Here is a 24,703-nt window from a genome sequence, read left to right as displayed (position 1 = left end):
CGTCCAGTGTGGGCGTATGGCCACGTATGCGCAGCCGCGCTCTCTCCTCGCCGCCCCCGCCGGACGACAGCTCCCCGCGCTGCGCCATCTCGGCCCCAACTGGTACGCCACGGTCATGGGCACCTCCATCGTCGCCAACGCCGGCGCCGCCCTCCCCTTCGCCGTCCCCGGCCTGCGCCCCGCACTCACCGTCGTCTGGGGGCTTTCCGCGCTGCTGCTCGGCGCCCTGCTGCTCGCGCGCGCCGGGCACTGGGCGTACCACCGCGACCAGGCGGGCGCCCACCTCCTCGACCCGGCCGTCGCCCCCTTCTACGGCTGCCTGGCCATGGCGCTGTTGTCGGTCGGCGGCACCACGGTGACGGTCGGCAGGGACGTCATCGGCCTCGACGCCGCCGTTGCCGCCGGCACGGTGTTGTGGGGCGCGGGGACAGCCGTCGGTCTGGGGGCCGCCGTCGCGATCCCGTACCTGATGGTCGTACGTCACCGTGTCGAGCCCGGCAGTGCCTCGCCCGTGTGGCTGCTGCCGGTGGTGGCGCCGATGGTCTCGGCCGCGCTCGGGCCGCAGATCGTCCCGTATCTGCCCGCGGGCCAGTGGCGGGAATCGATGCTGCTCTGCTGCTACGGGATGTTCGGGCTCAGCCTGCTCGCCACGCTGCTGATGATGCCGCTGATCTTCGCGCGCCTCCTCCAGCACGGCCCGCTTCCGCTCGCGCTGACACCGACCCTGTTCCTCGTCCTCGGCCCGCTCGGCCAGTCCACCACCGCGGTCAACTCCCTCGCGGACGTGGCGCCGGGAGCGACGCAGGCGCCGTACGCCGACGCACTCGGCGCGTTCGCGGTCCTCTACGGCGTTCCCGTGATGGGCTTCGCGCTGCTGTGGCTGGCGCTCGCCGCGGCGATGGTGGTCAGGGCGGCCAGGAACGGCATGACGTTCGCCATGACGTGGTGGGCGTTCACCTTCCCCGTCGGTACATGCGTGACGGGCGCCGCCGGACTCGCCCGCCACACCGGCCTCGACGCCCTCGGCTGGCTGGCGGCGGCCTTGTACGCGGCGCTCGTCGTGGCCTGGGCGGTCGCCGGAGTACGTACGGCTCGCGGGCTGGTCAGCGGAGCGCTGCTCGCAGCACCCGGGGCGCCTCGGCCAATGACGGCCCGTACCACGTGAGATGGCGCCCGCTGACGAGCGCGGCGGGCAGTCCGGGGAAGGCCTCGGGCCCGTCGTCGGCCGTGAAGCGGTAGGGCTCGTCGGGGAGTACGACCAGGTCCGCACCGGAGGCGCGCAGTTCGTCGAGGGGGACGCGCGGGTAGCGCTCGGCGTGGCCGGCGTAGAGGTGGTCTACGCCGAATCTGGCCAGCAGGTCCCCGGCGAAGGTGTCGCGCCCCAGCACCATCCAGGGCCTGCGCCAGATCGGCACGACCGCCTTCAGCCGCAGGCCGCCCATCGGCACGTCACCCCAGGCCGCCTCCGCCGCATCGAGCCAGGCGGGTCGGGCGCTGAGACCGCAGCCGTCGACCAGCACCCGCTCCAGCTCGGCAAAGGCCTCGGGCAGATCGCGGATCACGGTGACCATGACGGTGAGCCCGGCCTGCCGCAGGGCGGCCAGATCGGGCTCGCGGTTCTCTTCCTCGTTGGCGATCACGAGATCGGGGCGCAGTCGTACGACCGCCTCGACGTCCGGATTCTTCGTCCCGCCGATCCGTACGACGTCGAGGTCCGCCGGGTGGCTGCACCAGTCGGTCGCCCCGACGAGCAGGCCGGGCGCGCTGACGGCCACGGCCTCCGTCAGGGACGGTACGAGCGAGACGACGCGTGGGCGCACGGCGGCCTGCCCGCCGTCAGCCGACTTGACGCGGGTCGGCGTCGGAGTCGCCGTCGTCGCCGTGTCCGACCGTGCCGGCCGCCGCTACGACGAGGATCCGGGTGCCCGGCTCGGTGGCCCGCCACCGGTGCCGTACGCCACCGGACAGGAACAGCGTGTCCCCGCGCTCCAGCCGGTACGCCCGGCCTTCCGCCTCCACCTCGGCGGCGCCGTCGGCGATGTACATCAGCTCGTCGCCGTGGTGCTGGAACTCGCGCCCGGTGTCCTGCTCGCCGATGTATTCGGTGGCGCGCAGCTGATGCCTGCCGCGCACCACACACCGCACGGCCGCGCCGTCGCCGTCTTCCTCCCCGGCCCGTACGACATCGACCGTACGCCCCGAGTCGGCGGCGGCGATCAGCTCGGCCGCCGAGGTCTCCAGCGCCTGGGCCACCCGCTCCAGGGAGCGGGTGCTGGGTCTTGCGCGCTCGTTCTCGATCTGACTGAGGAATGGCACCGAGAGGCCGCTGCGGGCCGCGACCGTGGCCAGGGTGAGGGCCAGGGACTTGCGGCGCCTCCGGACGGCCGTACCGACCCGAAGAGTTTCCTTGTCGTCCATCGCTCCGGCTCCCTCCCTGTCTCGTGGTCGTCATCACTCATCGGCACTGAGTGCAGCCTACGCAGCTTCGCGCGCCGGTTTCGTACATACGTCAGGGAAGGCCCCCCTGTCCAGGTCAGGACACACCGAGGGGTGGACATCGCCCGCCAGGCGATGCCCACCCCTCGGTGGTGCTACGGCGTCGGCACCGGCTCAGCCCGCGGCCGGCGCCATCTTCTCCGCGATGCCCGGGTTCTCCTTCATCCAGGCCTTCACTGCTTCCTCCTCATGCCCGGTGCCACGCTTGTGGATCTCGTTCTCCAGGCCGCCGAGCTGCTGCTCGCTCAGCTTGAAGTTCTTGAACCATCTGGTCAGCTGCGGGTAGTTCGCCATCAAGAAGTTGAATCCACAATGGGTCTGCTCCGAGGCGACGCCTGCCCTTGCCTACACGAGCCAAACGCGGGGTGATCCACTTCACCTGCCGGCCACTTTCGCGACGTACGGCATTGGGGCCGTACGGCATCATCGGGGTGTGACGCGACGCCTGATGCTCCTCGACACCGCTTCCCTCTACTTCCGCGCATATTTCGGAGTCCCGGACTCCGTACGCGCCCCGGACGGTACGCCCGTCAACGCCGTACGCGGCCTGCTCAACTTCATCACCCAACTCGTCCAGACCCACCATCCCGACGACCTCGTCGCCTGCATGGACGCCGACTGGCGGCCGCAGTGGCGGGTCGACCTGATCCCCTCCTACAAGGCGCACCGTGTCGCCGAGGAGACCGAGACGGGTCCGGACGAGGAGGTCATCCCCGACACGCTCAGCCCGCAGGTGCCGATCATCGAGGACGTGCTCGACGCGCTCGGAATCGCCCGGGTGGGCGTGGAGCCGTACGAGGCGGACGATGTGATCGGGACGCTCACCGGCCTGGCCACCGGGCCCGTGGACATCGTCACCGGGGACCGCGACCTCTTCCAGCTGGTCGACGATGCCCGTGAGGTGCGGGTGCTGTATCCGCTGAAGGGTGTCGGCTCGCTTCAGGTCACCGACGAGGCGTGGCTGCGCGACAAGTACGGGGTGAACGGTCCCGGGTACGTCGATCTGGCGCTCCTGCGCGGCGACCCGAGCGACGGACTTCCGGGCGTTCCCGGGATCGGCGAGAAGACGGCCGCGAAGCTCCTCGACGCGTACGGAGACCTGGCCGGGATCATGGCGGCGGTCGGCGACCCCATGTCCAAGCTGACGCCGTCTCAGCGCAAGCGGCTGGACGAGGCGCGGGACTACATCGCCGTCGCGCCGAAGGTGGTGCGCGTCGCCTCCGACGTACCACTGCCGGACTTCGATCCGGCGCTGCCCACCGAGCCGCGCGACCCCGCGTCGCTCGACGAACTCGCGGCGCGGTGGGGGCTCGGCAGCTCGCTGCAGCGGCTGCTCGACACTCTCCATGGCTAGACTGCTAACTTAGGTAAGCCTAAGCATGCAAGTGTCGGAGCAAGCGAGAGTCAGGGGAAAGCGCCGTGGCAGAACGACCGGCCCGCAAGACACCGCAGGTTCGTGAGGCACAGGTGGTGCGCACCGAGCGGATCACGCCGCACATGGTGCGCGTCGTCCTGGGCGGTGAGGGGCTGGCCGGCTTCGCGGCCGACGAGTTCACCGACCACTACATCAAGGTGCTGTTCCCGGCGGCCGGAGCGGTGTACCCGGAGCCGTTCGACATGGCCCGCATCCGCGAGGAGTTCCCGGCGGAGCAGTGGCCGGTGACCCGGACGTACACGGTGCGGGCGTGGAACGCCGTACAGCGCGAGCTGACCGTCGACTTCGTGGTGCACGGCGACGAGGGCCTGGCCGGCCCATGGGCGGCGCGGGCCCGGTCCGGCGAGACGGTGCGCTTCCTCGGCCCCGGTGGCGGCTACGCGCCGGACCCGGCGGCCGACTGGCATCTGCTGGTGGGCGACGAGAGCGCGCTTCCGGCGATCGCCGCTTCCCTGGAACGGATGCCGGACGGCGCCGTCGTACACGCCTTCGTCGAGGTGGCGGGCCCCGAGGAGGAGCAGAAGATCTCCACGCCCGACGGCGTCGACGTGACCTGGCTGCACCGGGGCGAGAGCCCGGTGGGCGACACCCTGATCGCCGCGGTGCGCGGTCTCGACTTCCCGGCGGGCGATGTCCACGCCTTCGTCCACGGTGAGGCGGGCTTCGTGAAGGACCTCCGCCGCCACCTGCGCATGGGCCGCGGAATCGCGCGCGAGCGGCTGTCCATCTCGGGCTACTGGCGCCTCGGCCAGGACGACGACGCGTGGCGTGCGATCAAGCGCGAGTGGAACGAGCAGGTCGAGCGCGAGCAGGAGCCCGCCGCCTGACCGTCCGCTCCCCCGTTGTTGTCCGTACGGAAGTGACCCGGCCCCTCGCTGATCTTCAGCGGGGGGTCTTGTCGCCTCCGTAGGTACGGGCGGACTCGTCCACCTGTGCGAGCCTGCGCAGCGCCATGAGCACCGCGTCCCCCAGCACCGTGCCGATCACCACGCTCTCCACGAGATCGTCCATCGCGGCCCGCCCCTCGACGTAACCGAGATCCGCGCGTGCGACCGTCTGGGCCGCATCGGCGTAGTCGTCCAGCACCTGGCTGAAGCCGCCGTGTCCGAGCCGGCCGAGCGCGGCCAGCGCCGCCGCGAGTGCGTCGGCGGCCGGATTGTCCGGATCGACCTGCCAGTGACGTCGGGCGATCAGGGCGTCCACTTCGGCGCGGGCAGCCACGGCCTCGTCGTCCGACTCCTCGCCGTACCGCTTGATGATGCTGTTCGTGGCCTCGCCGAGTATTCCGTGAACCGGCCGGGCGGGATCGTCGACCACCGCGAGGACGTCCCGGATTGCGGCCACCTTCAGCCCGCCCACATCGAGCAGCGCGCGGATCAGCCGGAGCCTGCGCTCGTGCGTCTCGTCGTAACTCGCCTGATTCGGGCTGGTCAGCTGCCCGGCCGGCAGCAGCCCTTCCCGTACGTAGTACTTGACCGTCGGCACCGGAACCCCGGTCCTGCGACTCAACTCACCGATGCGCACTTCGCGTTCGCCCTCTCCGTGCTTGCCAACCCCCATCTCATCATAGATAGTCTCGCTATCGGATAGCGGACAGCGCCACTATCTATTACTCCTCCAGGGGGACCCCTATGCTGCTCAGCGCGCCTTCATCCCGCCCATGGCTCGCCTGGCACCGGCCCTTGCTCATCTTCTCCGCCGTGATGGCTGTGCTGGCCGTCGTCTCGGCGGTGGGGATGGCCGTCGACGAACGGGTCTTGGTCGGCTCGCCCATCTGGTTCAAACCCCTCAAGTTCTCGATATCGCTGCTCATGTACGCGATGACGCTCGCCTGGATGCTGTCGCTCGCCACCCGCGGCCGCCGGGTGGGGTGGTGGGCCGGCACAGTCGTCGCCCTGACCGGGGCGATCGAGATGGTCATCATCGTCGGCCAGGTGGTACGCGGCAGGCGGAGTCACTTCAACTACGAAACCGCCTTCGACGGGCTGTTGTTCAACGTCATGGCCGTGACGATCGTGACGCTGTGGATCAGCTCCCTGGTCATATCGGTCCTGCTCTTCCGCTCTCGGCAGGCCGGCCGCGCGGCCGCCTGGGCGATGCGGCTCGGCGCTGTCATCGCGCTGATCGGGGCCGCCCTGGGCAACCTGATGTCGCAGCCAACCCCCGAGCAGCAGGCGGCCGGCGGCCGGGGAGTCTCCGACGTGGTCGGGGCCCACAGCGTCGGCGTACCGGAGGGCGGCCCCTCGATGCCGCTGACGGGCTGGTCCACGACCGGCGGCGACCTGCGCATACCGCACTTCGTCGGCATGCACGCCCTTCAGCTGATCCCCCTCTTCCTGCTGGTCCTCATCGCCCTCGCCCCGCGCCTGGCCCGGCTGCGCGACGAACGCGTACGGCTGCGGCTGGTCCTGGTGGCCTCCGGGTCGTACGCCGCCGTCCTCGCCCTGGTCACCTGGCAGGCGCTGCGCGGCCAGGCCCTGATCCACCCGGACGGCGCGACGCTGACGGCCGCGGCGCTGATCCTGGCCGGCGCGCTCGCGGGAACGCTCGTATCGCTGCGCACAACTCCCGCAAGCGCACGGGCGAACGACACTGACAAGGAGCTCGTCGCATGACCGGAACGCTCTTCGAAATCACCTTCTGGCTGGCCGCCCCGGTCTGGCTGCTGCTGATCTTCGCCCCCGCCTGGGCACCGACCGCGCGGCTCGCGGCATCGCCGTGGACCGTCGCTCCGGTCCTCGTCATCTATTTCGCCATGGCACTCCCTGTCTTCCCGGAGCTGTGGGCGGCGGTGAAGGCACCCGACATCGACGTCTTCCGTGAACTGGCGGCCAAAGCCAACGGCGCCGGGGCGATCTGGGCCCAGATCATCGCCTGGGACCTGCTGATCGGCCAGTGGATGTTCCTCGAAGCGCGCAGGCTCTCGATCCATCCGCTGGTGATGGGCCCGCTGCTGGTGCTGACGATCCTGCTCTCACCGTTCGCCCTGCCGGTCTTCCTCGTCCTGCGCGCGGTGAAAACCAAGGCGCTCACACGGCAGAGCCGAGTGAGGACTCCGGCGTAACGTCAGGCGGCCGGGCGCTCCGCGACGCCCGCTATGCGCAGTGCCGCATCGGCCGTCGCCTCGGCGAAGGCCTCGGGCGGGCGGTCAGGAGCAGAGCGGTGGATCAGGATCACGCCCTCGATGAGCCCGAAAACGAGGTCGGTACGGAGCGCCAGCTCGCCCTTGCCGAGCGCGCCGCAGGCCTTGGTCGCGGCCAGCAACTGCCCGTAGGCGTCCTTGAGATCGGCGCGTACGCGGCGGAAGCCGGCGAAGGCCTCCGTGCGCACCTCGGGCAGCAGGTACAGGGCGCCGAGATTGTGCGGACCGCCGCACAGCAGCTCGACGTCCGAGCGGCAGAGCTGCCACAGCCTGGCCTCCGCCGACACGGTGTCATCGGCCAGCAGGCGACAGGCGAGGACCAGAGAGGGAGCGACCGTCGAATCCAGGAGGCCGGCGAGCAACTCTTCCTTGCCGGTGACGTGGTGGTACATCGTCGCCTGACGCATCCCCGCGTGTTCGGCAATGGAACGGGTCGTCGTGGCCGCGTAACCCCGGGTGGTAAACAACTCGGCCGCCGCCTTGAGGAGTTCCTCACGGGGCGTGAGCCCGCTGTCCGGCCGCTGGTCGGCGCGCGGCCGTCCGACCCGTCGCCCTGTGGTGCTCATAACGCCGATCGTCGCACATCCCCCCGTCTGTCGATCTCGATCAGCGTCCCGTATCCCCTACCGCGCCCGCACCGTGGCCAGCACCTCCCGGTCCGGCTGAAGGGTGAGCGTCGGCACCGGCCGTATCTCGCCGGGGTCGACGTCCAGCTGGAAGCGCCGCGCCAGCACGGCCAGTACAAGCACGGTCTCGACCATGGCGAACCGCGCCCCGAGGCAGACCCGGGGCCCGCCCCCGAACGGGAACCACGCGTACTCCGGTATCTCGTCCCCGCCGTCCGGATCCCACCGCTCGGGCCGGAACTCCTCCGGCTCCGGGAACCACCGGGCGTCGCGATGAGTGGCCCACTGACTGCTCCACACCCGCGTCCCCGGCACCAGCGGCAGCCCACCGATCCGCGCACCCTCCTTGGCCACCCCGGTGAGCAGCCAGATCGTCGGATACAGCCGCAGCGTCTCCTTCACCACCGCTTGCGCGTACGTCAGTTGCGCATAGTCCTCGAAGCCCGGCTCGCGGTCACCGAGCACCCGGTCCAGTTCCCCGGCGAGCGCTTCCCGCACCCGCGGATTGCGCGCGAGCAAGTACCACGCCCACACCAGCGTGCTACTGGTCGTCTCGTGGCCCCGATGTACAGGGTGACGGTCTCGTCGCGTATCTCCTCGTCAGAGAGCCGCGCCCCGGTCTCGTCCTGCGCGGCGAGCAGCCGGCTCAACAAATCGGGGCGCTCCCCGTCACCCTGCCGGTGCTGTGCGACAACCCGCGCGACCTCGGCGTCGATGACCGCGGCGGCCCGCCGGATCCGGGCCCGCCCCCGCGTCGGCACCCAGTCCGGCAGCAGCGCCCCGATCCCGCTGAACTCCGCGCCTATCTCCCGCTGCGCGACATCCATCGCCCGCCCGATCGCCTCGGCATCGGCATCGGTGTCCGCGCCGAAGATGGTACGGACGGCGATCCGCTGGGTGAGGGCGGCCATCTCCCGCTTGATGTCGATCCGTTCACCGTCCGACCACCGGTCGGCGAGCTCCACCGCGCACCCGGCCATCGTCGCGGCGTACGACCGCACCTGCTTGGGCCGTACGGACGGCTGCACCAGCGACCTCTTTCGACGCCAGTCCGGCCCCCGCGCCACCACCACCCCGTTGCCCATCACCGTACGGAATGCGATCCCGAGCTCCGGCTGGTCGAAGGTCCGTTCCGTCTCCGTCATCAACTCGCCGATGTGCTCGGGATCGGCCAGGAACAACGACGGCTTGGGCCCGAACCGCCAGCGCACCAAGTCCCCACGCGCCCTCAGCCGTTCGAAGAACGCGAGCGGGTCCTTCCCGAACTGCGGCAGATTGCCGAGCACCGGCACCCCGCGCGGGCCCGCCACGGTCATCCCTGGCCCCTTCGGCTGTACGCCGACGGCCGCACCGGTGTCCGTGGTGGTCATGACGGGTCTCCCCTGCTCAGGTGGCGCGCGTCGTGTCGTGCGCTACGAGTGACTCCATGGAAGCGCACAGGTCCGACACCGCACCAGCCCTGTGGATAACTCACAACCACACGTCACACAGGCCCCGTTGACCCCACACACACCAATGCGCCGCCCCCTCTCAGCTTCCAGGGGAGCGGCGCACCAGTAACACTCAAGCGAACCGTCAGCCCACCGACGAGTACGCGACAACACCCCGCAGCACAGCGTCGACCGCCTTGCGGGCGTTCTTCGTGACCGTACTGCCCTCCGCCGAGGACGGCGCGGCCGCCGCGATCTGCCCCAGTACGTCGATGACCTGCTTGCACCAGCGGACAAAGTCCCCGGCCGGCATCTCCGCCTCGCGCAGCACCTCGTCGAGCCCCTTGCCGGAGGCCCACATGTACACCGCCCAGGCGAAGCCGAGGTCGGGCTCGCGCTGCCCGACGCCCTCAGCCTGGTTGATCTTGAAGTCCTCCTCCAGGGCATCGAGCCTGCCCCAGATGCGGACCATCTCCACCAGCGCGATCTTCACGGGCCCGGTCGGCACCTTCGGCGCGACCGCGTCGTCCGCCTGGCGCGCCTCGAAGACCAACGCCGAGACGCACGCGGCCAGTTCGGCCGGCTTCAGGCCTTCCCACACTCCCTCGCGCAGGCACTCGGACGCCAGCAGGTCAAGCTCGCCGTAGAGCCGGGCGAGCCGCTTGCCGTGCTCGGTGGCCGCGTCGCCGCGCAGGTAGTCGAGCTCCGTGAGCAGGGCATAGATGCGGTCGAAGGTACGGGCGATGGTGTTCGTCCGCCCCTCGATGCGACGCTCCAGCTGCTTCGTGTCCCGCTGGAGCCGGTGATAGCGCTCGGCCCACCGGGCGTGGTCCTCGCGCTCGTCGCAGCCGTGGCAGGGATGCGCGCGCAGTGCGGTACGCAGCCGCGCGATCTCACGGTCGTCGGCCGCGGCCGCGCGCTGCTTGCGGTGCCGCTCGGGCACGATGTGCCCGGCCTTGGTCCGCAGCGCGGAAGCCAGATCGCGCCGCGACTGCGGGCTGCGCGCGTTGAAGGACTTCGGGATGCGCATCCGCTCCAGCGCCTCGACCGGCACCGGGAAGTCGACCGACGCGAGCCGCTTGACCTGCCGCTCGGCGGTCAGCACCAGGGGCCGCGGCCCGTCGTGCTGGTCGAACCCGCGGTGCCCGTTGGCACGCCCGGCGGGCAGCCCCGGGTCAAGAACCAGCGCCAGCCCTGCGAACTTGCCGGTGGGCACATGGATGACATCGCCGGCCTTCAGCTTCTCCAGCGACGCGGCCGCCGCGACCCGCCGCTGCGTCGCGCCCTGTTTGGCCAGCTCGGTCTCGCGGTCCTTGAGCTCGCGGCGCAGCCGCGCGTACTCCTCGAAGTCCCCGAGGTGACAGGTCATGCCCTCCCGGTAGCCCAGGATGCCCTCTTCGTTCTTCTGGACCTGCTTCGAGATCCCGACGACCGACTTGTCGGCCTGGAACTGCGCGAAGGACGTCTCGAGCAGCTCGCGCGACCGGTGCCGTCCGAACTGCTGCACCAGGTTCACCGCCATGTTGTACGACGGCTTGAAGCTGGAGCGCAGCGGATACGTACGCGTCCCGGCCAGTCCCGCGAGGGCGCCCGGGTCCATGCCGCGCTGCCAGAGCACGACCGCGTGGCCCTCGACATCGATGCCGCGCCGCCCGGCCCGGCCGGTCAGCTGCGTGTACTCACCAGGGGTGATGTCCGCGTGCTGCTCGCCGTTCCACTTGACGAGCTTCTCCAACACCACCGAGCGGGCCGGCATGTTGATGCCGAGCGCCAGCGTCTCGGTCGCGAAGACCGCCTTGACCAGCCCGCGCACGAAGAGTTCTTCGACGACCTCCTTGAAGGTCGGCAGCATGCCGGCGTGGTGGGCGGCGATGCCCCGCTCCAGGCCTTCGAGCCATTCGTAGTACCCGAGGACGTTCAGGTCCTCGCCCGGGATGGAGGCCGTCCGCTCCTCGACGATCTCGCGGACCAGCAGGCGCTCGTCCTGGTCATTGAGCCGCAGGCCCGCGTACATGCACTGCTGCACGGCGGCCTCGCAGCCGGCCCGGCTGAAGATGAAGGTGATCGCGGGCAGCAGGTCCGCGGCGTCGAGCCGCTCGATGACCTCGGGCCTCCCGGGCGTCCAGATACGGCTGCGCTGCCTGCGCTCGCGCTCCCGGTCCGCCTCCCGCATGTTCCCGCGGCCGCGACCGCGCGTGAACGACGTGCTGCCGTTCTCCATCCGCGCCATGCGCACCAGGTCGGGGTTGACCTCGCGCCTGCCGCCCCTGCCGTCGTCGGACTCCTCGAAGAGGTCGTACATTTTGCGCCCGGCGAGCACGTGCTGCCACAGCGGCACGGGCCGGTGCTCGGAGACGATCACCTCGGTGTCGCCGCGGACGGTGTCCAGCCAGTCGCCGAACTCCTCCGCGTTGGACACGGTCGCCGACAGCGACACCAGCGTCACCGAGTCGGGGAGATGGATGATCACCTCTTCCCAGACGGCGCCGCGGAAGCGGTCGGAGAGGTAGTGCACCTCGTCCATCACGACATACGCGAGCCCCCGCAGCGCCTGCGATCCCGCGTACAGCATGTTCCGCAGGACCTCGGTGGTCATGACGATCACCGGGGCGTCGGGGTTGACGCTGTTGTCACCGGTCAGCAGCCCGACCTTGTCGGCGCCGTAGCGCCGCACGAGGTCCTGGTACTTCTGGTTCGACAGCGCCTTGATGGGCGTGGTGTAGAAGCATTTACGGCGCTCGGCGAGCGCCAGGTGCACGGCGAACTCGCCGACGATGGTCTTGCCCGAGCCGGTCGGGGCGGCCACGAGCACGCCCTTGCCGGCTTCAAGGGCTTTGCATGCCTCGACCTGGTACGGGTCCAGCTCGAAGTCGTACAGCTCGCGGAAGGGCGCAAGCGCGGTGGCCTGCTCGGCTGTACGGATCCGGGCAGCGGCGTAACGCTCAGCTGGGGAAAGGTCCTCTGTCATCTTGTCTTCGAGCCTACCCGCCACGTATGACAGTCAGCCCGATCTTTAAATACGCGGACCGAGCACCGGCGGACCGAGCACCCTGGCCGCGCCCGGCACGCACACGGCGGTCAGCGGCAGCGCCCCCAGCGGTTCCCCGTCGGCGTACCCAGTAACCCCCGCCGCCGTCAGCTCGACCTTGGCCGCCCGGTGGACGGAGACCTTGGGGTGGCTGAGATGGGTGCCCCTGTACACCCTCGGAAAGACCTTGATCAGCGTCGTACGGGAGCAGTCCCCCACCACCGTGATGTCGAAGAGCCCGTCGTCGGTCCGCGCATCGGCGCAGATCCGCATCCCGCCCCCGTACGACGTCCCGTTCCCCACGGCCACCAGCGTCGCCTCGACCTCGTGGACGTCGCCGCCGTCAAGCGTGATCCGGTACGGAATAGGCCTGAAGGAGGCCAGTTCCGCAATCATCGCGAGGTCGTACTTGAACCGCCCGCTCGGCCACCGCATCCGGTTCCCGCGGTCATTGACCCGCGAGTCGAACCCGGAGGCGAGAACGGTCCCGAACCACTTCTCCCCCACCCGCCCCAGATCCACGTCCATGATCCGCCCGCCCTTGAGCGCTTCGGCGGCCAGTCTCCCGGCGGCGGCTGGCTCCCGTACGGGCAGTCCGAGCGTACGGGCGAAGTCGTTGCCGGTCCCCACGGCGATCAACCCCAGCGGCGTTCGCGTCCCGGCGACGGCCTGCAGCGCGAGCGAGGCCATCCCGTCCCCGCCGACGGCTATCAGGGCCCCGGTCCCGCCCGCGACCGCGTCGCGCGCCCGCCGCAGGGCGTCGTCCGCGTCCTGGCCGAGGACCGTGCGTACGGAGAATCCCGCGTCCCGCAAAGCAGAAGCGGCCGGCTGCGCGGCGTGCGCGCCCCGGCCGCGTCCGGCGGTGGGATTGACGAAGAGGGTGATCTCACTGGTCACCCGGCGGACCCTACAAGGTCAGGTGACGTCGTCGTAACTCTGCAGCTGCTTCGGCCCCGACCCGGCACTCTCGGCCCCCGCCTGCTCGGGCAGTGCGCGCGCGGCGGGGACGGTCTCGATCTCACCGATCGCCTCGGGGGTGAGGTCGAGCTCGGAGGCTTCGTCGTCGTCCAGCCCGGCGTCGGGATTGTTGCGTTCCCGTCGCTTGTCGTTCAGCAGCGAGAATCCGACCGCCATGAAGTACAGGAAGGTAATCGGCCCGGCGAGGGCGAGCATGCCGATCGGGTCGGTCGTCGGCGTGATGATCGCGCCGAAGAGGAAGACCCCCATGATCACACCGCGCCACCACCCGAGCATGCGACGGCCGGTGAGGATGCCCGTGAGGTTGAGCATCACGAGGATCAGCGGCAGCTCGAAGGCCAGGCCGAAGACGAGCACCATGCGCAGCGTGAAGTCGAGGACGTCGCCCAGAGACAGGATGTTCGCCGAACCACCCGGCGTGAGGCTGAGGAGCACCTTCACGCTGATGGGGAGAATGAGATACGCGAGGTATGCGCCGGCCGAGAACAGCGGCACCGCGGCGCCGACGAACGCGTACGTGTACTTCTTCTCGTTCTTGTGCAGCCCTGGCGCGACGAAAGCCCAGAGCTGGTACAGCCAGACCGGGCTCGAGAGAACGAGACCCGCGACGAGGCTGACCTGGATCGTCACGGTGAAGGGAGCCGTCAGCGTGTTGAAGGAGACGATCGCGCAGTTGCCACCGTCGCTGGTGACGTTGGGCGGGCACTTCGGCACCGACTTCGTCATGAACTTCATGAGGTCCTCGCTGTACACGAGGGCCACAATCGTGACCGCCATGATCGCGAGCACGCCCTTGGCGAGCCGGTTGCGGAGCTCACGCAGGTGCTCCACGAGAGGCATGCGCCCCTCGGGGTCCTTCTCCAGTTTGGGGGCAGACTTGAGCAACCCACGTCCTCATCTCGTGCGGCAGGCGATCATCGTTCTTCGCGGAACGGTGCCTGCGGCGGCCCAGGTGTCAGCGCTTGGTCGTGTCAGTGGGCTCGGCCACCGGGCGCGAGCTCGTCACGTCACCGGGCGCGGCCTTGATCGTACGAGGCGCGGGCGTGGTGTGGTCCTGGGCGTTGCCCGTCGCGTGCGGCGGCGGGTCGGCAGGGGCGCTCTGGTCGTCGTCCTTCTTCATCGCCTTGGCCTCGCTCTTGAGGATGCGGGCCGACTTGCCCAGCGAACGAGCCATGTCCGGAAGCTTCTTGGCACCGAACAGCAAGATGATGACCAGGAGGACGAGAATGATCTCGGTGGGGCCGATCCTACCCATAGCTTTTTTTACCTTCTTCACCGAGGCGACAGGGAGTCTGATGCCCGACCGGCCGGACGTATGTCCGGACGCCGCGCTGGCTGCGATCGTAACCCGTAGGAGTAAACGCAGGGCAATGCCTGTGCCTACTCCGGATTGCGGCCCACGCCTCGCTCCAAGAGCCGCTCAACCAGCCTACGCCCCCCGAACCGGCCGATCGCAGCCCCGCTTCCTACCGCCAGGCTTCGCCACTGCGAGCCAGGCCCTCGGCCGCCCGTTCGAGGTTCTCCGCGGCCGTGTTGATCTCCCGCGACGTGGCGGCGACCTGGCGCCCGAGGCGCTGGACCTCCATGAACACCCGGATCGCCAGCACGCCGAGCACGGCGAGACCACAGAAACCAAGAGCGATTGCGAGCATCGGCCAGACCATGCGCAGAGCCTAGACGGTCAGACAGTGGAGTGGAGTCGCAGCGTCCGCACGCCGCCCCCGGTGAGCAGTTCGATGATCCGCTCGCCCGCCGGTTTGCGCACCGCCGCCTCGCACTCGGGGCAGGTGAAGGAGTAGAAGGTCGTACGGCGGCTGGCGCCGATCGCGAGGCGCAGCGAGCCCGCCGACAGTTCGAAGCGGGCGCCGCAGTCGGGGCAGCCCGCCTTGAAGAGGACGGGGCCCACCTGGGTGGGAACCCTTGGCAGTAGCGACATGTCCACCAATCTCCTTGTTACGCCCGGCCGGGGCTTTCGTACGCCGCGAGCGCCTCGCGGGCCGCTTCGCGCGCGCTGACCGCCAGCTCCGGCGGCGAGACGATGTGCCCGTCCCTGCCGAGCCGCAGCGCGAGCCGCCGCAGCGAGGCCGGTTCCGGTGTACGCAGGGTGATCCGCAGACCGCCGTCGGGCAGTTCCTCCGCGCTGTCGTGCGGGTAGTACTCGGCGACCCAGCGCCCGCCGGGCCCGACCTCCACCACGACCTCCGGATCGTCGGCCGAGGGCTGGACCAGCCCCTCCGACAGGTCACGGAGCTCGATCTCCGGCGGCGAGGACGGCTCGTCGAGCAGCCTGATCTCGGCGACCCGGTCGAGCCGGAACGTACGCCGCGCCTCGGAGAGCCTGCACCAGGCCTCCATGTACGTGTGGCCGACGGCGAAGAGCCGGATCGGGTCGACTTCGCGCTCGGTGAGCTCGTCGCGCGCCGGGGAGTAGTAGCGCAGCCACAGCCGGCGCCGTTCCGCGATCGCCCGGTCGACGTCGGCGAAGACGCCGCCCTCGGATTCGAAGGTCACCGAGAGCCGGGAGCTGGCGCCCGCCGCCTCGCCCGCCGCGGCCTCCAGCTTCGCCGTGGCGCGCAACAGCGCCTGCCGGTCGCCCTCGCGCAGGCCGGGGAGAGTGGAGACGGCGCGGGCGGCGACGAGCAGCGCGGTGGCCTCGTCAGCGGCGAGCCGCAGCGGCTCCGCGACATCATCCGGGTTGTGCCACCAGATCCGGTCGCCGTCGGTGTCGATGTCGAGCAGGTCGCCGCCGCGGAAGCTGGTTCCGCACATGGGCAGGACGTCGAGGTCGGAGATCAGCTCGTCCTCGGTGATCCCGAAGGCGCGGGCGACATCACTGACGTGCGCGCCGGGGCGCTCGCGCAGGTACGTCACCAGGGAGAGCATCCGCCGGGTCTGGTCGATCGCGTTCGTGGCCATGAAATCGTGGTCCCCTCAGTCCTTGGCCACGGCGCGCAGCCGGTCCACGACGTCCGCCCGCAGATCAGCGGGCTCCAGTACGACGACCTCGGGGCCGAGCTCGACGAGCCAGGCATCGAGCCCGTGCCCGTACGGGATCGCCAGCTCGTCCCAGCCGTCACCCAGGTCCCGTACGGCGGTGGCCCTGGCCCGCAGCGGGTAGCCGGAGCCCTGGCGGAGCTTGATCAGCGCGGTGCGGGTGGCGGTCTCACCCGCCCAGCTCTCGACGGTCTCGCGTACGGTCACGACGTCCGGCACCTCGGCGGTGAAGGACCCGGCGCGGGAGCGGACCTTGCCGGTGATCCGGGAGAGCCGGAAGACCCGTTCGGCGCCGCGCTGGCGGTCCCAGCCCGCGAGGTACCAGTGGCCGCGCCAGCACTCCAGCGTCCACGGCTCGACGTGCCGGGTCTCGGGGCGGGCGGCGTTGGCCTTGCGGTAGTCGAAGACGACGGGGCGCCGGTCGCGGCAGGCGAGCATCAGCGGCTCGAAGGCCGTCTCGTGGACCGGGATGCGGGGTTCGAGGGCGCTCTGGTGGCCTTCGAAGGGGTCCTCCGCCTCCGGCATGCCCGCTGCCCGCAGCTTCTGGAGCGCGCCGCTGGCGGCGCCGGCGAGGCGGGCCTGCTGCCAGACCTTCGCGGCGAGGCCGAGGGCGGCGGCCTCCTCGGCGTCGAGGGTGATGGCGGGGAGGCGGTTGCTGTCGCGGCGGGCCAGGTAGCCGGCGTCACCGTCGAGGTTTTCGACGGTTTCGATGACCAGACCGAGTTCGCGCAGATCGTCTTTGTCGCGCTCGAACATCCGGTTGAAGGAATCGTCGGTGCCGGCCTCCAGGTAGGCCTCAATGGACCCCCGGAGCTCGCGCTTGCTGAGCGGGCGCCGGGTCCCGAGCAGGCACAACGCCAGATTCATCAACCGTTCGGCCTTGGCAATCGCCATCGGCACCCTCTCTCTTGCTCTACGACCGTCGACCGTACCGCCCCGGGGTGTCGCGGCAAAAGCCGAGGGCCCCACGCCGGATGGCATGGGGCCCCTCTTGTATGGCTTTTCAGCTGCCGGGTCAGACCCCGACGAGGTCGCAGACGAAGATCAGCGTCTCGCCGGGCTTGATGGCGCCGCCGCCGGCGCCGCGGTCGCCGTACGCGAGCTGCGGAGGAATGATCAGCTCACGGCGGCCGCCGACCTTCATGCCCTGCACGCCCTGGTCCCAGCCGGCGATGACCTGGCCCGCACCGAGCTGGAACTGCAGCGGCGTGCCGCGGTTCCAGCTGGCGTCGAACTCCTCACCGCTGGAGAAGGCCACGCCGACGTAGTGGACGCTGACCTTGTCGCCGGCCTTGGCCACCGCGCCGTCGCCCTCCCAGATGTCACGGATCTGCAGATCCGTCGGCGCCTCGCCGCCCGGGAAGTCGATCTCGGGCTTCTCGATGCTCACTGAAATGCTCCTCTGTACTACGAAATGGGCAACCTGGACAGTCTTACATCACCGCGAGAATGTCCACCTGGAACACCAGCGTCGAGTTCGCGGGGATGGACTGCTGCTTCTTGTCGCCGAAGGCCTGGTCCGGCGGGATGACGAGGAGCACGCGGCTGCCGGCCTTCTTGCCGATCAGACCGTTCTTGAGACCCTTCAGGGTGACCTGCGGCAGCGCGAACTGCTGGGTCTTGCCCTGGGCGTAGGTGCTGTCGAAGAGCTTGCCGTCCTTCCACACCAGCCCCTGGTAGGCGACGGAAACCGTGTCGGAATCCTTCACCGTCGCGCCGTCGCCCTCCAGCACGTAGCTGGAGACGAGCTTCTTCGGCGGGTCGGACTTCTTCGGCACGGTGACCTTCGGCGCCTTGCCGTCGGTGTTGGTGCCGACCTTGGGCAGGTCGATGTTGTCCTGCGCGACTTCCTTGCCCTTGGCGGACGTGGGGATGGTCTTGGCCGTCAGGATGTCCACGACGAAGACCAGGGTGGCGTTGGGCTTGATCGTGGGGGGCTGGCCCTGCGCGCCGTAGCCGAGCTCCGGCGGGATGACGAGCTGGACGCGGCTGCCGACCTTCTGGCCCTCCAGGCCCTTGTCCCAGCCGGGGATGACCTGGCCGGCGCCGAGGGTCAGCGGGAAGGGCTGCTTGCGGTCGAAGCTGTTGTCGAAGGGCTTCGTGGAGTCCCACTGCTGGCCGAGGTAGTTCACCTCGATGGCGTCACCCTTTTTGAGGGTCGCAGCATCGTCCTTGCCCTTGCTGAGGACCTCGGTCTTCAGTTCCTTGGGCGGGTCGCCCTCCCCCTTGGCGAGGGTCGGCTTCTCGCCGAACTTCTCGCCCGCGGTGATCGCCGGCAGTCCGTTCTTTGACGAGGTGGAATCGGAGCCCTTGTCGTCGCTGCCGCACGCCGCTGTCGAGAGCAGCAGCAGGGGGACGACAAGTAGGCCGGCAAGTCGGCGCACGTGTTCCTCAGATCTCAGACGGCACAGTAGTCGCCCGACACTCTAAGGCGTGGCCGGGCCCCGCACGAGGAACGTGCGGGGCCCGGGTCGCGTTCCGGTAAATCCGGCAATGGCCGGATCACATACCGGCGATGAGCTTTTCCACCCGGTCGTCGACCGACCGGAAGGGGTCCTTGCACAACACGGTGCGCTGTGCCTGGTCGTTGAGCTTGAGGTGTACCCAGTCGACGGTGAAGTCCCGCCGCTGTTCCTGGGCCCTGCGGATGAAGTCTCCGCGCAGCCGCGCCCGGGTGGTCTGCGGCGGCACCGACTTGCCTTCGAAGATCTTCAAGTCGTTGCAGATACGCGCGGCTTGTCCCTTCTTCTCCAGCAGGTAATAGAGCCCGCGCCGACGGTGGATGTCGTGGTAGGCGAGGTCTATCTGAGCGACCCGGGGGTGCGACATGGTCATGTTGTGCTTGGCGCGGTAGCGCTCGATGAGCTTGTACTTCATGACCCAGTCGATTTCGGTGCCGATCCGGTCGAGGTCCTCGGCCTCGATCGCGTCGAGCGCGCGGCCCCACAGTTCGAGGACCTGCTCGACCGTGCCCGTACGGATGCCGCGGCGGTCGACGAAGTCCACGGCCTTGTCGTAGTACTCGCGCTGCACCTCTATGGCGGATGCCTCGCGTCCGCTGGCCAGGCGCACCTTGCGCTGCCCGGTGATGTCGTGGCTGACCTCACGGATCGCCCGGATCGGGTTCTCCAGGGTGAGGTCACGCATCACCGTGCCCGCCTCGATCATGCGCAGGACGAGGTCGGTGGCGCCGACCTTGAGCAGCATGGTCGTCTCGGACATGTTGGAGTCGCCGACGATGACGTGGAGCCTGCGGTAGCGCTCGGCGTCCGCGTGCGGCTCGTCGCGGGTGTTGATGATCGGCCGGGAGCGGGTCGTCGCGGAGCTGACGCCCTCCCAGATGTGCTCGGCACGCTGGCTGACGCAGAAGACCGCGCCACGCGGGGTCTGCAGCACCTTGCCGGCGCCGCAGATGAGCTGGCGGGTGACGAGGAACGGGATGAGGATGTCCGCGAGCCTGGAGAACTCTCCATGGCGGGCCACGAGGTAATTCTCGTGGCAGCCGTAGGAGTTTCCCGCAGAGTCGGTGTTGTTCTTGAAGAGATAGACGTCGCCCGCGATTCCCTCCTCGTGCAGGCGGCGTTCGGCGTCGACGAGCAGGCCTTCGAGAATGCGCTCGCCCGCCTTGTCGTGGGTGACGAGCTCGGTCACGTTGTCGCATTCGGGAGTTGCGTATTCCGGATGCGATCCCACGTCGAGGTAGAGGCGGGCGCCGTTCCGCAGGAAGACATTGCTGCTGCGGCCCCATGACACAACACGGCGGAAGAGGTAGCGCGCCACTTCGTCAGGTGACAGTCGGCGCTGTCCCCTGAACGTGCACGTGACGCCGTACTCGTTCTCCAGCCCGAAAATGCGGCGGTCCATGACTGAACATTACGCCTGATGGCCTGTCCTGAAACCGGGTTCGGCCGCACCGATTCGATCATTTTCGCAAGGCATTACGACAGAGTCGTGGGGAAGGGGAGCCGTGAGGGGAATCGCGAGAACCCGCCGGGTGGCCAGCAGGACCAGCAGTGCGGCCACTCCGCCGGCCGCCGCGACGGCGAAGCTCGCGGCGGTGCCGCCGTGTTCGACGGCCGGTCCCGCGGCGCCGGTTCCCACCGCCGCGCCTACGCCGAAGGTGGTCACCAGCCAGGAGAAGGCCTCCGTGACGGTGCCGCGCGGGGCGTGCCGGTCGACGACGATGAAGGCGCAGGCGAGCGCGGGCGCGAGGAAGACTCCCGAGACCGCGGCGAGCACGACCATCGTGGGGATGCCGGGGGTGAGCATCAGCGGCAGATAACCGGCCGCGAGCAGGGCGACGATGAACCGCAGCCGCCGTTCGGGGGCGCCGGCCCACTGCCGGGCGCCGTACACCATGCCACCGGCGAGCGCGCCGAGGCCGAGCGCCGCCATCAGCCAGCCGTAGACCGCTTCGCGGCCGTGGTCGTCGGCGTACGCGACACCCGCGACGGTGATCGAGCCGAGCGCGAGGCCGACGAAGAAGAACGAGCCGAGGAGGGCCAGCAGGCCCGGCGAGCGCAGGGCGCCCAGCCAGTGCGCCTCGCGGGGCGCCGAACGCCAGGTGCGCGAAGGCTCGGAGAGTACGACGGAGAGCGCGCCCAGCACGCCTATCGCGTTGATGACGAGCAGTGCGGCGGCCGGCGACCGGAGCGCCACGAGCAGCGTGACGAGCAAGGGGCCGACAGTGAACATGATTTCCTGGGCCACCGCGTCCATGGCGTACGCCCGGTGCACCCGGTCCTCGCGCCCGAGCACGTTGGGCCACAGCGCCCGCAGACCCCCTTCGAGGGGCGGGGTGAAGAGGCCGGCGAGGGCCACGGCGGCGTACGCGAGGGGCAGCGGATCGATTCCGGCGAAGGTGAGCAGGACCATGCCGAGCGCCGACAGGACGGCGGCGGGGAGCTGCACGCGCGGCTGCCCGTACAGGTCCACGGCGCGGCCGAGCAGCGGCTGCCCCACCGCGTTCCCGAGCCCGTACACCGCGGCGAGTCCGCCGGCCAGCGAGTAGCTGCCGCCCTCGGCTCGCGTGAAGAGCACGATCGCGATCGGGGCGGTGGCGTTGGGCAGCCGGCCCACCAGAGTGCCCGCCAGCAGGCGCGCGGCGTACCGCGTCCTGAGGAGATCCGCGTATCCGGCGGCCATGTCTGCCCCTCTCTGCCCCGGCGCGAACCGAGGTTTTACGTATAACGTGCTGTGTCATACGTACCATGAGCCAGTCCGCGGGTCCACCTCGCGGCGAGAAAACCGTTGCTGCGGAGGCACGAGTGACCAGCCGGGACGACACCCACGACACCGCCGCTGCCGGCGCGCCCGCCGCGCCGCCGACCAGCAGGGACGTGGCCCGCGCCGCCGGCGTCTCGCAGGCGACCGTGTCGCTGGTGCTGGGCGACAAATGGCGCGGGCGTGTGTCGGAGCGCACCGCGGATCTCGTGCGGGGGGCCGCGCGGGAGCTCGGGTACCGCCCCAATCTCGCCGCCCGGAACCTCCGGCTCGGCCGGACCAGGACCGCGCTGCTCGTCGTGCCCGCGCTGACCAACGAATTCTTCGCCCGGGTCTACGCGGGCGCCGCCCGCACCGCCGCCGAGCACGATTTCGGCGTCGTCCTCTACCCCTCCCCCGAGGGCACCCAGCCCGCCAGGGACCCGTTCGCGTCGGCGCAGGCCGCCCTCGACGGCGTCATCGCGTCCTCGATGGCCGCCGAGGCGCTGGGCGCGATCCGCGGCGCGGGGCTTCCGCTCGTGATGCTCGACAGCGACCCGGACGACTCGGGCGCCGCCGCGCACGTGAACCTCGACATCGCCGACGGAATGCGCCTGGTGACGGAGCATCTGCTCGCCCTCGGCCACCGCCGGTTCGTTCATCTCGCGTCGGCCGTGGACTCCTGGACCTTCGACGTACGCGCCGCGGCGCTCCACGACTCGCTACGCCGGGCCCCCGACGCCGTCGTACGCACCGTGCCGGCGCCCCTGGACGTACACGGCGCCAGGCAGGCCGCGGAGCTGGCGCTGACCGGGCCCGGCCCACGGCCCACCGCGCTCGTCTGTGACGACGACATCCTGGCGGCGGGCGCCTGCAAGGCGGTGCGGCGCCTCGGGCTGCGGGTGCCCGAGGACGTCTCGGTCACCGGCTTCGACGACCTGGCCCTGGCGACTGCCGTGGAGCCCGAACTCACCACCGTGCGGCTGCCCGCCGAGCAGGTCGGAGAGCGCGGCATGGCGGCGCTGCTGGCCGTCCTCGACGGCCGGCGGCCCGAGGGCGGCGACCTCCCGGTGGAACTGATGGTGCGCGGCTCCACCGCCCGCGTCTGACCGGTTCCCGACGCGACGGTGCCCCGGGCCGCTGAGCGGTCCGGGGCACAGGCCGACACAGGGCCGGAGCTACGACTCCTCGGTGTCCGAAGGAGTGTTGGTGGGCGCGGCCGCGTCACCGTCCGCCTCCAGCAGACGCGACAGCTGACGGCCGACGATGCGCTTGAACTTGCGCTCCTGCGGGCGCGTACGGTCCAGGACCGCCACCTCGAGCCGCTCGGCGGGGATCTCCCGCTCGCTGCCGTTGGTGTCCCGCGAGAGCGCCTGCACGGCGAGCTTGAGCGCCTCCGCGAGCGTCATCCCGTCGCGGTGGCGCTGGTCAAGGAAGCTGCTGATCTGCTCGGCGTTGCCGCCGACCGCGACCGAGCCGTGCTCGTCCACGATCGAACCGTCATGAGGCAACCGGTAAATCTGATCACCCTCGGGGCGGGCCCCGACCTCGGCGACGACCAGCTCCACCTCGTAGGGCTTCTCCGCGTTGCTGGAGAAGATCGTGCCCAGCGTCTGCGCGTAGACGTTGGCGAGGCCACGGGCCGTCACATCTTCACGGTCGTAGGTGTATCCGCGCAGATCGGCGTACCGGACGCCGCCGATCCGCAGGTTCTCGTACTCGTTGTACTTGCCGGCGGCGGCGAAGCCGATCCGGTCGTAGATCTCGCTGAACTTGTGCAGTGCGCGGGACGGGTTCTCGCCGACGAATACGATGCCGTCGGCGTACTGCAGCACGACAAGGCTGCGACCGCGGGCGATGCCCTTCCGGGCGTATTCCGCCCGGTCGGCCATGGCCTGCTGGGGTGAGACATAGAACGGCGTCGACACCGGCTATCCGTCCCTTTCTGTCGTTATCACGTTGATTCCAAGGACAGGAGCCGTCAGAGAAGCGCGGCCCGGGGACCGTCGGGCTGCTCCAGCCGCCGCTCGAGGATCGAGCGGGCCAGCTCGGAGGACTCCGCCTCGGTGAGCCGCCGGAAGCCCTCTTCGGTGATCACGGTGACGATCGGATAGATACGGCGGGCCACGTCCGGGCCGCCGGTCGCCGAGTCGTCGTCGGCTGCGTCGTACAGCGCCTGGACCACCAGCGTGGTCGCCTGCTGCTCCGTCAGATCGTCGCGGTAGAGCTTCTTCATCGACCCGCGGGCGAAGATGGACCCGGATCCCGTCGCCGCGAATCCGTGCTCCTCGGAGCGGCCGCCCGTCACGTCGTACGAGAAGATGCGGCCCTTCTCCCGGTCGACGTCCCAGCCCGCGAAGAGCGGGACGACGGCCAGGCCCTGCATGGCCATGCCGAGGTTGCTGCGGATCATGGTGGAGAGCCGGTTCGCCTTGCCCTCCAGGGAGAGCTGGGCGCCTTCCACCTTCTCGAAGTGTTCGAGCTCCAGCTGGAAGAGCCTGACCATCTCGACCGCCAGACCGGCGGTGCCGGCGATGCCCACCGCCGAGTACTCGTCGGCGGGGAAGACCTTCTCGATGTCGCGCTGGGCGATCATGTTGCCCATGGTGGCCCGCCGGTCACCGGCGAGCACCACGCCGCCGGGAAACGCGGCGGCGACGATCGTCGTGCCGTGCGGAGCCTCTATGACGCCCTTCATGGGCGGCAGGACGCGCCGTCCCGGCAGCATGTCGGGCGCATGATCGCCCAGAAAGTCCATGAACGACGACGAGCCCGGCGTCAGGAAGGCAGCTGGTAGACGCCCGGTGCTACGAGTGTTGGCTTCCACGCGTTTCCCTCCAGGTATGCGACGGCCCGACGCAAGGTGTCGGGATCGTCCCCCAACTTGCCGATGGCCGAATTGCAGTTGAAGCACAGTACGCCACGGACCCTACCCGTCTCATGGCAGTGATCCACATGTACTGCGGGAGCAGCCAGACAGATCGAGCAGATCCCCATTTGCGCGGAGATCATTTCGTCGCGTTCAGCTTCCGTCAAGCCGTACTGACGCTTCAGATGGCCCGCTCGCCCCTGAATAGCCCTGCATGCTTTGCAGCGTGTCGACAGCCCATCAGAAGCGGTCGAGTTCCGATGCCACTCGCTGTGCGGCTTCACCTGACCGCACTGCCGGCAGTGCTTGTGGCCGTCGGGGACATCCACCTTCACACGGACAGCCTTACCAAGGGTTGCTTGTCGACGCCTGTAATACTCGGCAGCGCATTCACGGCAGACGGCCTGTAGACCGTCGGGCCTCGATCCGTTAGCCGCGAATGCACTGACCGGCAGCACTCGCCGACAAGTCGAGCAGCCCTTCTCGGCGAGCAATTCGGGCAT

Annotated in this window: 26 protein-coding genes and 1 pseudogene; 6 read left to right on the top strand and 21 right to left on the bottom strand. The window is 69.8% G+C overall.

Annotated elements, in window-relative coordinates; translation table 11 throughout:
• Positions 1–16: 16 nt before the first annotated feature.
• Positions 17–1,165, top strand: a complete 1,149-nt coding sequence (locus J7E89_RS24570) for a TDT family transporter (RefSeq protein WP_214976558.1) — start codon at positions 17–19, stop codon at positions 1,163–1,165.
• Here J7E89_RS24570 and J7E89_RS24565 read toward each other — a convergent pair.
• The 3 genes from J7E89_RS24565 to J7E89_RS24555 form a co-directional block, all read right to left on the bottom strand.
• On the bottom strand, positions 1,104–1,820 hold the full coding sequence (locus J7E89_RS24565) for a helical backbone metal receptor (RefSeq protein ID WP_214976557.1): 717 nt from the start codon (positions 1,818–1,820) through the stop codon (positions 1,104–1,106). The two genes, J7E89_RS24570 and J7E89_RS24565, sit on opposite strands and share 62 nt — an antisense overlap.
• Before the next feature lie 16 nt (positions 1,821–1,836).
• On the bottom strand, positions 1,837–2,418 hold the full coding sequence (locus J7E89_RS24560; RefSeq protein ID WP_214976556.1) for a helix-turn-helix domain-containing protein: 582 nt from the start codon (positions 2,416–2,418) through the stop codon (positions 1,837–1,839).
• Between the two features lie 192 nt (positions 2,419–2,610).
• Positions 2,611–2,790, bottom strand: coding sequence for a glycine betaine ABC transporter substrate-binding protein (locus J7E89_RS24555; protein ID WP_214976744.1), 180 nt, complete (start codon positions 2,788–2,790; stop codon positions 2,611–2,613).
• 154 nt (positions 2,791–2,944) lie between these two features.
• Between J7E89_RS24555 and J7E89_RS24550 the strand changes: the two genes are divergently transcribed.
• Positions 2,945–3,850, top strand: a complete 906-nt coding sequence (locus J7E89_RS24550; RefSeq protein WP_214976727.1) for a 5'-3' exonuclease — start codon at positions 2,945–2,947, stop codon at positions 3,848–3,850.
• Positions 3,851–3,915: 65 nt separating this feature from the next.
• Positions 3,916–4,758 carry a siderophore-interacting protein gene (locus J7E89_RS24545; RefSeq protein ID WP_214976555.1) on the top strand — a complete coding sequence of 281 codons (843 nt, stop codon included), beginning with the start codon at positions 3,916–3,918 and terminating at the stop codon, positions 4,756–4,758.
• Between the two features lie 55 nt (positions 4,759–4,813).
• On the opposite strand, the gene J7E89_RS24540 is transcribed toward J7E89_RS24545, so the two are convergent.
• On the bottom strand, positions 4,814–5,491 hold the full coding sequence (locus tag J7E89_RS24540) for a MerR family transcriptional regulator (protein ID WP_251061014.1): 678 nt from the start codon (positions 5,489–5,491) through the stop codon (positions 4,814–4,816).
• A gap of 143 nt (positions 5,492–5,634) precedes the next feature.
• Between J7E89_RS24540 and J7E89_RS24535 the strand changes: the two genes are divergently transcribed.
• Positions 5,635–6,546 (top strand): hypothetical protein, encoded by a 912-nt coding sequence (locus J7E89_RS24535; protein ID WP_214976725.1) that lies wholly within the window; start codon positions 5,635–5,637, stop codon positions 6,544–6,546.
• Positions 6,543–6,995 (top strand): ABA4-like family protein, encoded by a 453-nt coding sequence (locus tag J7E89_RS24530; protein ID WP_214976554.1) that lies wholly within the window; start codon positions 6,543–6,545, stop codon positions 6,993–6,995. Before J7E89_RS24535 ends, J7E89_RS24530 begins: the two co-directional genes overlap by 4 nt.
• A 2-nt stretch (positions 6,996–6,997) precedes the next feature.
• Here the strand turns inward: J7E89_RS24530 and J7E89_RS24525 are convergent, their stop codons facing one another.
• The 14 genes and pseudogenes from J7E89_RS24525 to J7E89_RS24460 all read right to left on the bottom strand — a co-directional run bounded on the left by J7E89_RS24525 (position 6,998) and on the right by J7E89_RS24460 (position 21,274).
• Positions 6,998–7,639 carry a TetR/AcrR family transcriptional regulator gene (locus J7E89_RS24525; protein ID WP_214976553.1) on the bottom strand — a complete coding sequence of 214 codons (642 nt, stop codon included), beginning with the start codon at positions 7,637–7,639 and terminating at the stop codon, positions 6,998–7,000.
• Between the two features lie 57 nt (positions 7,640–7,696).
• A pseudogene (locus J7E89_RS24520) lies at positions 7,697–9,069 on the bottom strand (cytochrome P450).
• Between the two features lie 205 nt (positions 9,070–9,274).
• A complete protein-coding gene (locus J7E89_RS24515; protein ID WP_214976552.1) occupies positions 9,275–12,097 on the bottom strand; it encodes an RNA helicase in 2,823 nt (940 codons plus the stop codon).
• Positions 12,098–12,142: 45 nt separating this feature from the next.
• The gene (locus J7E89_RS24510) at positions 12,143–13,054 is read right to left on the bottom strand and encodes a diacylglycerol kinase (RefSeq protein ID WP_214976551.1); all 912 of its coding nucleotides are present in this window, start codon (positions 13,052–13,054) and stop codon (positions 12,143–12,145) included.
• Positions 13,055–13,072: 18 nt separating this feature from the next.
• Positions 13,073–13,975: a twin-arginine translocase subunit TatC gene (gene tatC / locus J7E89_RS24505; protein WP_214976723.1), complete on the bottom strand. Its 903-nt coding sequence runs from the start codon at positions 13,973–13,975 to the stop codon at positions 13,073–13,075.
• Between the two features lie 115 nt (positions 13,976–14,090).
• Positions 14,091–14,390 (bottom strand): Sec-independent protein translocase subunit TatA, encoded by a 300-nt coding sequence (gene tatA, locus J7E89_RS24500; protein ID WP_214976550.1) that lies wholly within the window; start codon positions 14,388–14,390, stop codon positions 14,091–14,093.
• A gap of 211 nt (positions 14,391–14,601) precedes the next feature.
• Entirely contained in the window at positions 14,602–14,799 is a 198-nt protein-coding gene (locus J7E89_RS24495) for a hypothetical protein (protein ID WP_214976549.1), read from the bottom strand.
• 17 nt (positions 14,800–14,816) lie between these two features.
• Positions 14,817–15,071 (bottom strand): phage terminase large subunit family protein, encoded by a 255-nt coding sequence (locus J7E89_RS24490; protein ID WP_214976548.1) that lies wholly within the window; start codon positions 15,069–15,071, stop codon positions 14,817–14,819.
• A 17-nt stretch (positions 15,072–15,088) separates the two neighbouring features.
• Positions 15,089–16,051, bottom strand: a complete 963-nt coding sequence (locus J7E89_RS24485) for a YafY family protein (RefSeq protein ID WP_214976547.1) — start codon at positions 16,049–16,051, stop codon at positions 15,089–15,091.
• Positions 16,052–16,066: 15 nt separating this feature from the next.
• On the bottom strand, positions 16,067–17,023 hold the full coding sequence (locus tag J7E89_RS24480) for a YafY family protein (RefSeq protein WP_214976546.1): 957 nt from the start codon (positions 17,021–17,023) through the stop codon (positions 16,067–16,069).
• A gap of 121 nt (positions 17,024–17,144) precedes the next feature.
• A complete protein-coding gene (locus J7E89_RS24475) occupies positions 17,145–17,519 on the bottom strand; it encodes an FKBP-type peptidyl-prolyl cis-trans isomerase (protein WP_214976545.1) in 375 nt (124 codons plus the stop codon).
• Between the two features lie 43 nt (positions 17,520–17,562).
• The gene (locus J7E89_RS24470; protein WP_214976544.1) at positions 17,563–18,513 is read right to left on the bottom strand and encodes an FKBP-type peptidyl-prolyl cis-trans isomerase; all 951 of its coding nucleotides are present in this window, start codon (positions 18,511–18,513) and stop codon (positions 17,563–17,565) included.
• A 118-nt stretch (positions 18,514–18,631) separates the two neighbouring features.
• Positions 18,632–19,993: a Pup--protein ligase gene (gene pafA / locus J7E89_RS24465; protein WP_214976543.1), complete on the bottom strand. Its 1,362-nt coding sequence runs from the start codon at positions 19,991–19,993 to the stop codon at positions 18,632–18,634.
• Between the two features lie 9 nt (positions 19,994–20,002).
• Positions 20,003–21,274, bottom strand: coding sequence for an MFS transporter (locus J7E89_RS24460; protein ID WP_214976542.1), 1,272 nt, complete (start codon positions 21,272–21,274; stop codon positions 20,003–20,005).
• A 122-nt stretch (positions 21,275–21,396) separates the two neighbouring features.
• On the opposite strand from J7E89_RS24460, the gene J7E89_RS24455 reads away from it, so the two are divergent.
• Positions 21,397–22,440, top strand: a complete 1,044-nt coding sequence (locus J7E89_RS24455) for a LacI family DNA-binding transcriptional regulator (protein WP_308315586.1) — start codon at positions 21,397–21,399, stop codon at positions 22,438–22,440.
• Positions 22,441–22,509: 69 nt separating this feature from the next.
• Here the strand turns inward: J7E89_RS24455 and prcA are convergent, their stop codons facing one another.
• The 3 genes from prcA to J7E89_RS24440 are packed head-to-tail and all read right to left on the bottom strand — an operon-like array spanning position 22,510 to position 24,703.
• A complete protein-coding gene (gene prcA, locus J7E89_RS24450; RefSeq protein ID WP_214976540.1) occupies positions 22,510–23,259 on the bottom strand; it encodes a proteasome subunit alpha in 750 nt (249 codons plus the stop codon).
• Positions 23,260–23,312: 53 nt separating this feature from the next.
• Complete coding sequence (gene prcB / locus J7E89_RS24445; protein WP_214976539.1) at positions 23,313–24,158, bottom strand: proteasome subunit beta; 846 nt, start codon at positions 24,156–24,158, stop codon at positions 23,313–23,315.
• Entirely contained in the window at positions 24,110–24,703 is a 594-nt protein-coding gene (locus J7E89_RS24440) for an endonuclease VII domain-containing protein (protein WP_214976538.1), read from the bottom strand. The genes prcB and J7E89_RS24440 overlap by 49 nt, the downstream gene beginning before the upstream one ends.

Origin of the sequence: Streptomyces sp. ISL-100 (assembly GCF_018614615.1) — a bacterium.
In the GTDB taxonomy this organism is placed as follows: domain Bacteria; phylum Actinomycetota; class Actinomycetes; order Streptomycetales; family Streptomycetaceae; genus Streptomyces.
This window is presented reverse-complemented; position numbering and strand designations above follow the sequence as displayed.

Excerpts from the sequence above, each read along its gene's own strand:
- J7E89_RS24570 (WP_214976558.1), top strand. The coding sequence starts at position 17 with ATGGCCACGTATGCGCAGCCGCGCTCTCTCCTCGCCGCCCCCGCCGGA.
- J7E89_RS24560 (WP_214976556.1), bottom strand. The coding sequence starts at position 2,418 with ATGGACGACAAGGAAACTCTTCGGGTCGGTACGGCCGTCCGGAGGCGC.
- J7E89_RS24555 (WP_214976744.1), bottom strand. The coding sequence starts at position 2,790 with ATGGCGAACTACCCGCAGCTGACCAGATGGTTCAAGAACTTCAAGCTG.
- J7E89_RS24550 (WP_214976727.1), top strand. The coding sequence starts at position 2,945 with ATGCTCCTCGACACCGCTTCCCTCTACTTCCGCGCATATTTCGGAGTC.
- J7E89_RS24540 (WP_251061014.1), bottom strand. The coding sequence starts at position 5,491 with ATGGGGGTTGGCAAGCACGGAGAGGGCGAACGCGAAGTGCGCATCGGT.
- J7E89_RS24535 (WP_214976725.1), top strand. The coding sequence starts at position 5,635 with ATGGCTGTGCTGGCCGTCGTCTCGGCGGTGGGGATGGCCGTCGACGAA.
- J7E89_RS24530 (WP_214976554.1), top strand. The coding sequence starts at position 6,543 with ATGACCGGAACGCTCTTCGAAATCACCTTCTGGCTGGCCGCCCCGGTC.
- J7E89_RS24525 (WP_214976553.1), bottom strand. The coding sequence starts at position 7,639 with ATGAGCACCACAGGGCGACGGGTCGGACGGCCGCGCGCCGACCAGCGG.
- J7E89_RS24515 (WP_214976552.1), bottom strand. The coding sequence starts at position 12,097 with ATGACAGAGGACCTTTCCCCAGCTGAGCGTTACGCCGCTGCCCGGATC.
- tatC (WP_214976723.1), bottom strand. The coding sequence starts at position 13,975 with ATGCCTCTCGTGGAGCACCTGCGTGAGCTCCGCAACCGGCTCGCCAAG.
- tatA (WP_214976550.1), bottom strand. The coding sequence starts at position 14,390 with ATGGGTAGGATCGGCCCCACCGAGATCATTCTCGTCCTCCTGGTCATC.
- J7E89_RS24495 (WP_214976549.1), bottom strand. The coding sequence starts at position 14,799 with ATGGTCTGGCCGATGCTCGCAATCGCTCTTGGTTTCTGTGGTCTCGCC.
- J7E89_RS24490 (WP_214976548.1), bottom strand. The coding sequence starts at position 15,071 with ATGTCGCTACTGCCAAGGGTTCCCACCCAGGTGGGCCCCGTCCTCTTC.
- J7E89_RS24485 (WP_214976547.1), bottom strand. The coding sequence starts at position 16,051 with ATGGCCACGAACGCGATCGACCAGACCCGGCGGATGCTCTCCCTGGTG.
- J7E89_RS24480 (WP_214976546.1), bottom strand. The coding sequence starts at position 17,023 with ATGGCGATTGCCAAGGCCGAACGGTTGATGAATCTGGCGTTGTGCCTG.
- pafA (WP_214976543.1), bottom strand. The coding sequence starts at position 19,993 with ATGGACCGCCGCATTTTCGGGCTGGAGAACGAGTACGGCGTCACGTGC.
- J7E89_RS24460 (WP_214976542.1), bottom strand. The coding sequence starts at position 21,274 with ATGGCCGCCGGATACGCGGATCTCCTCAGGACGCGGTACGCCGCGCGC.
- J7E89_RS24440 (WP_214976538.1), bottom strand. The coding sequence starts at position 24,703 with ATGCCCGAATTGCTCGCCGAGAAGGGCTGCTCGACTTGTCGGCGAGTG.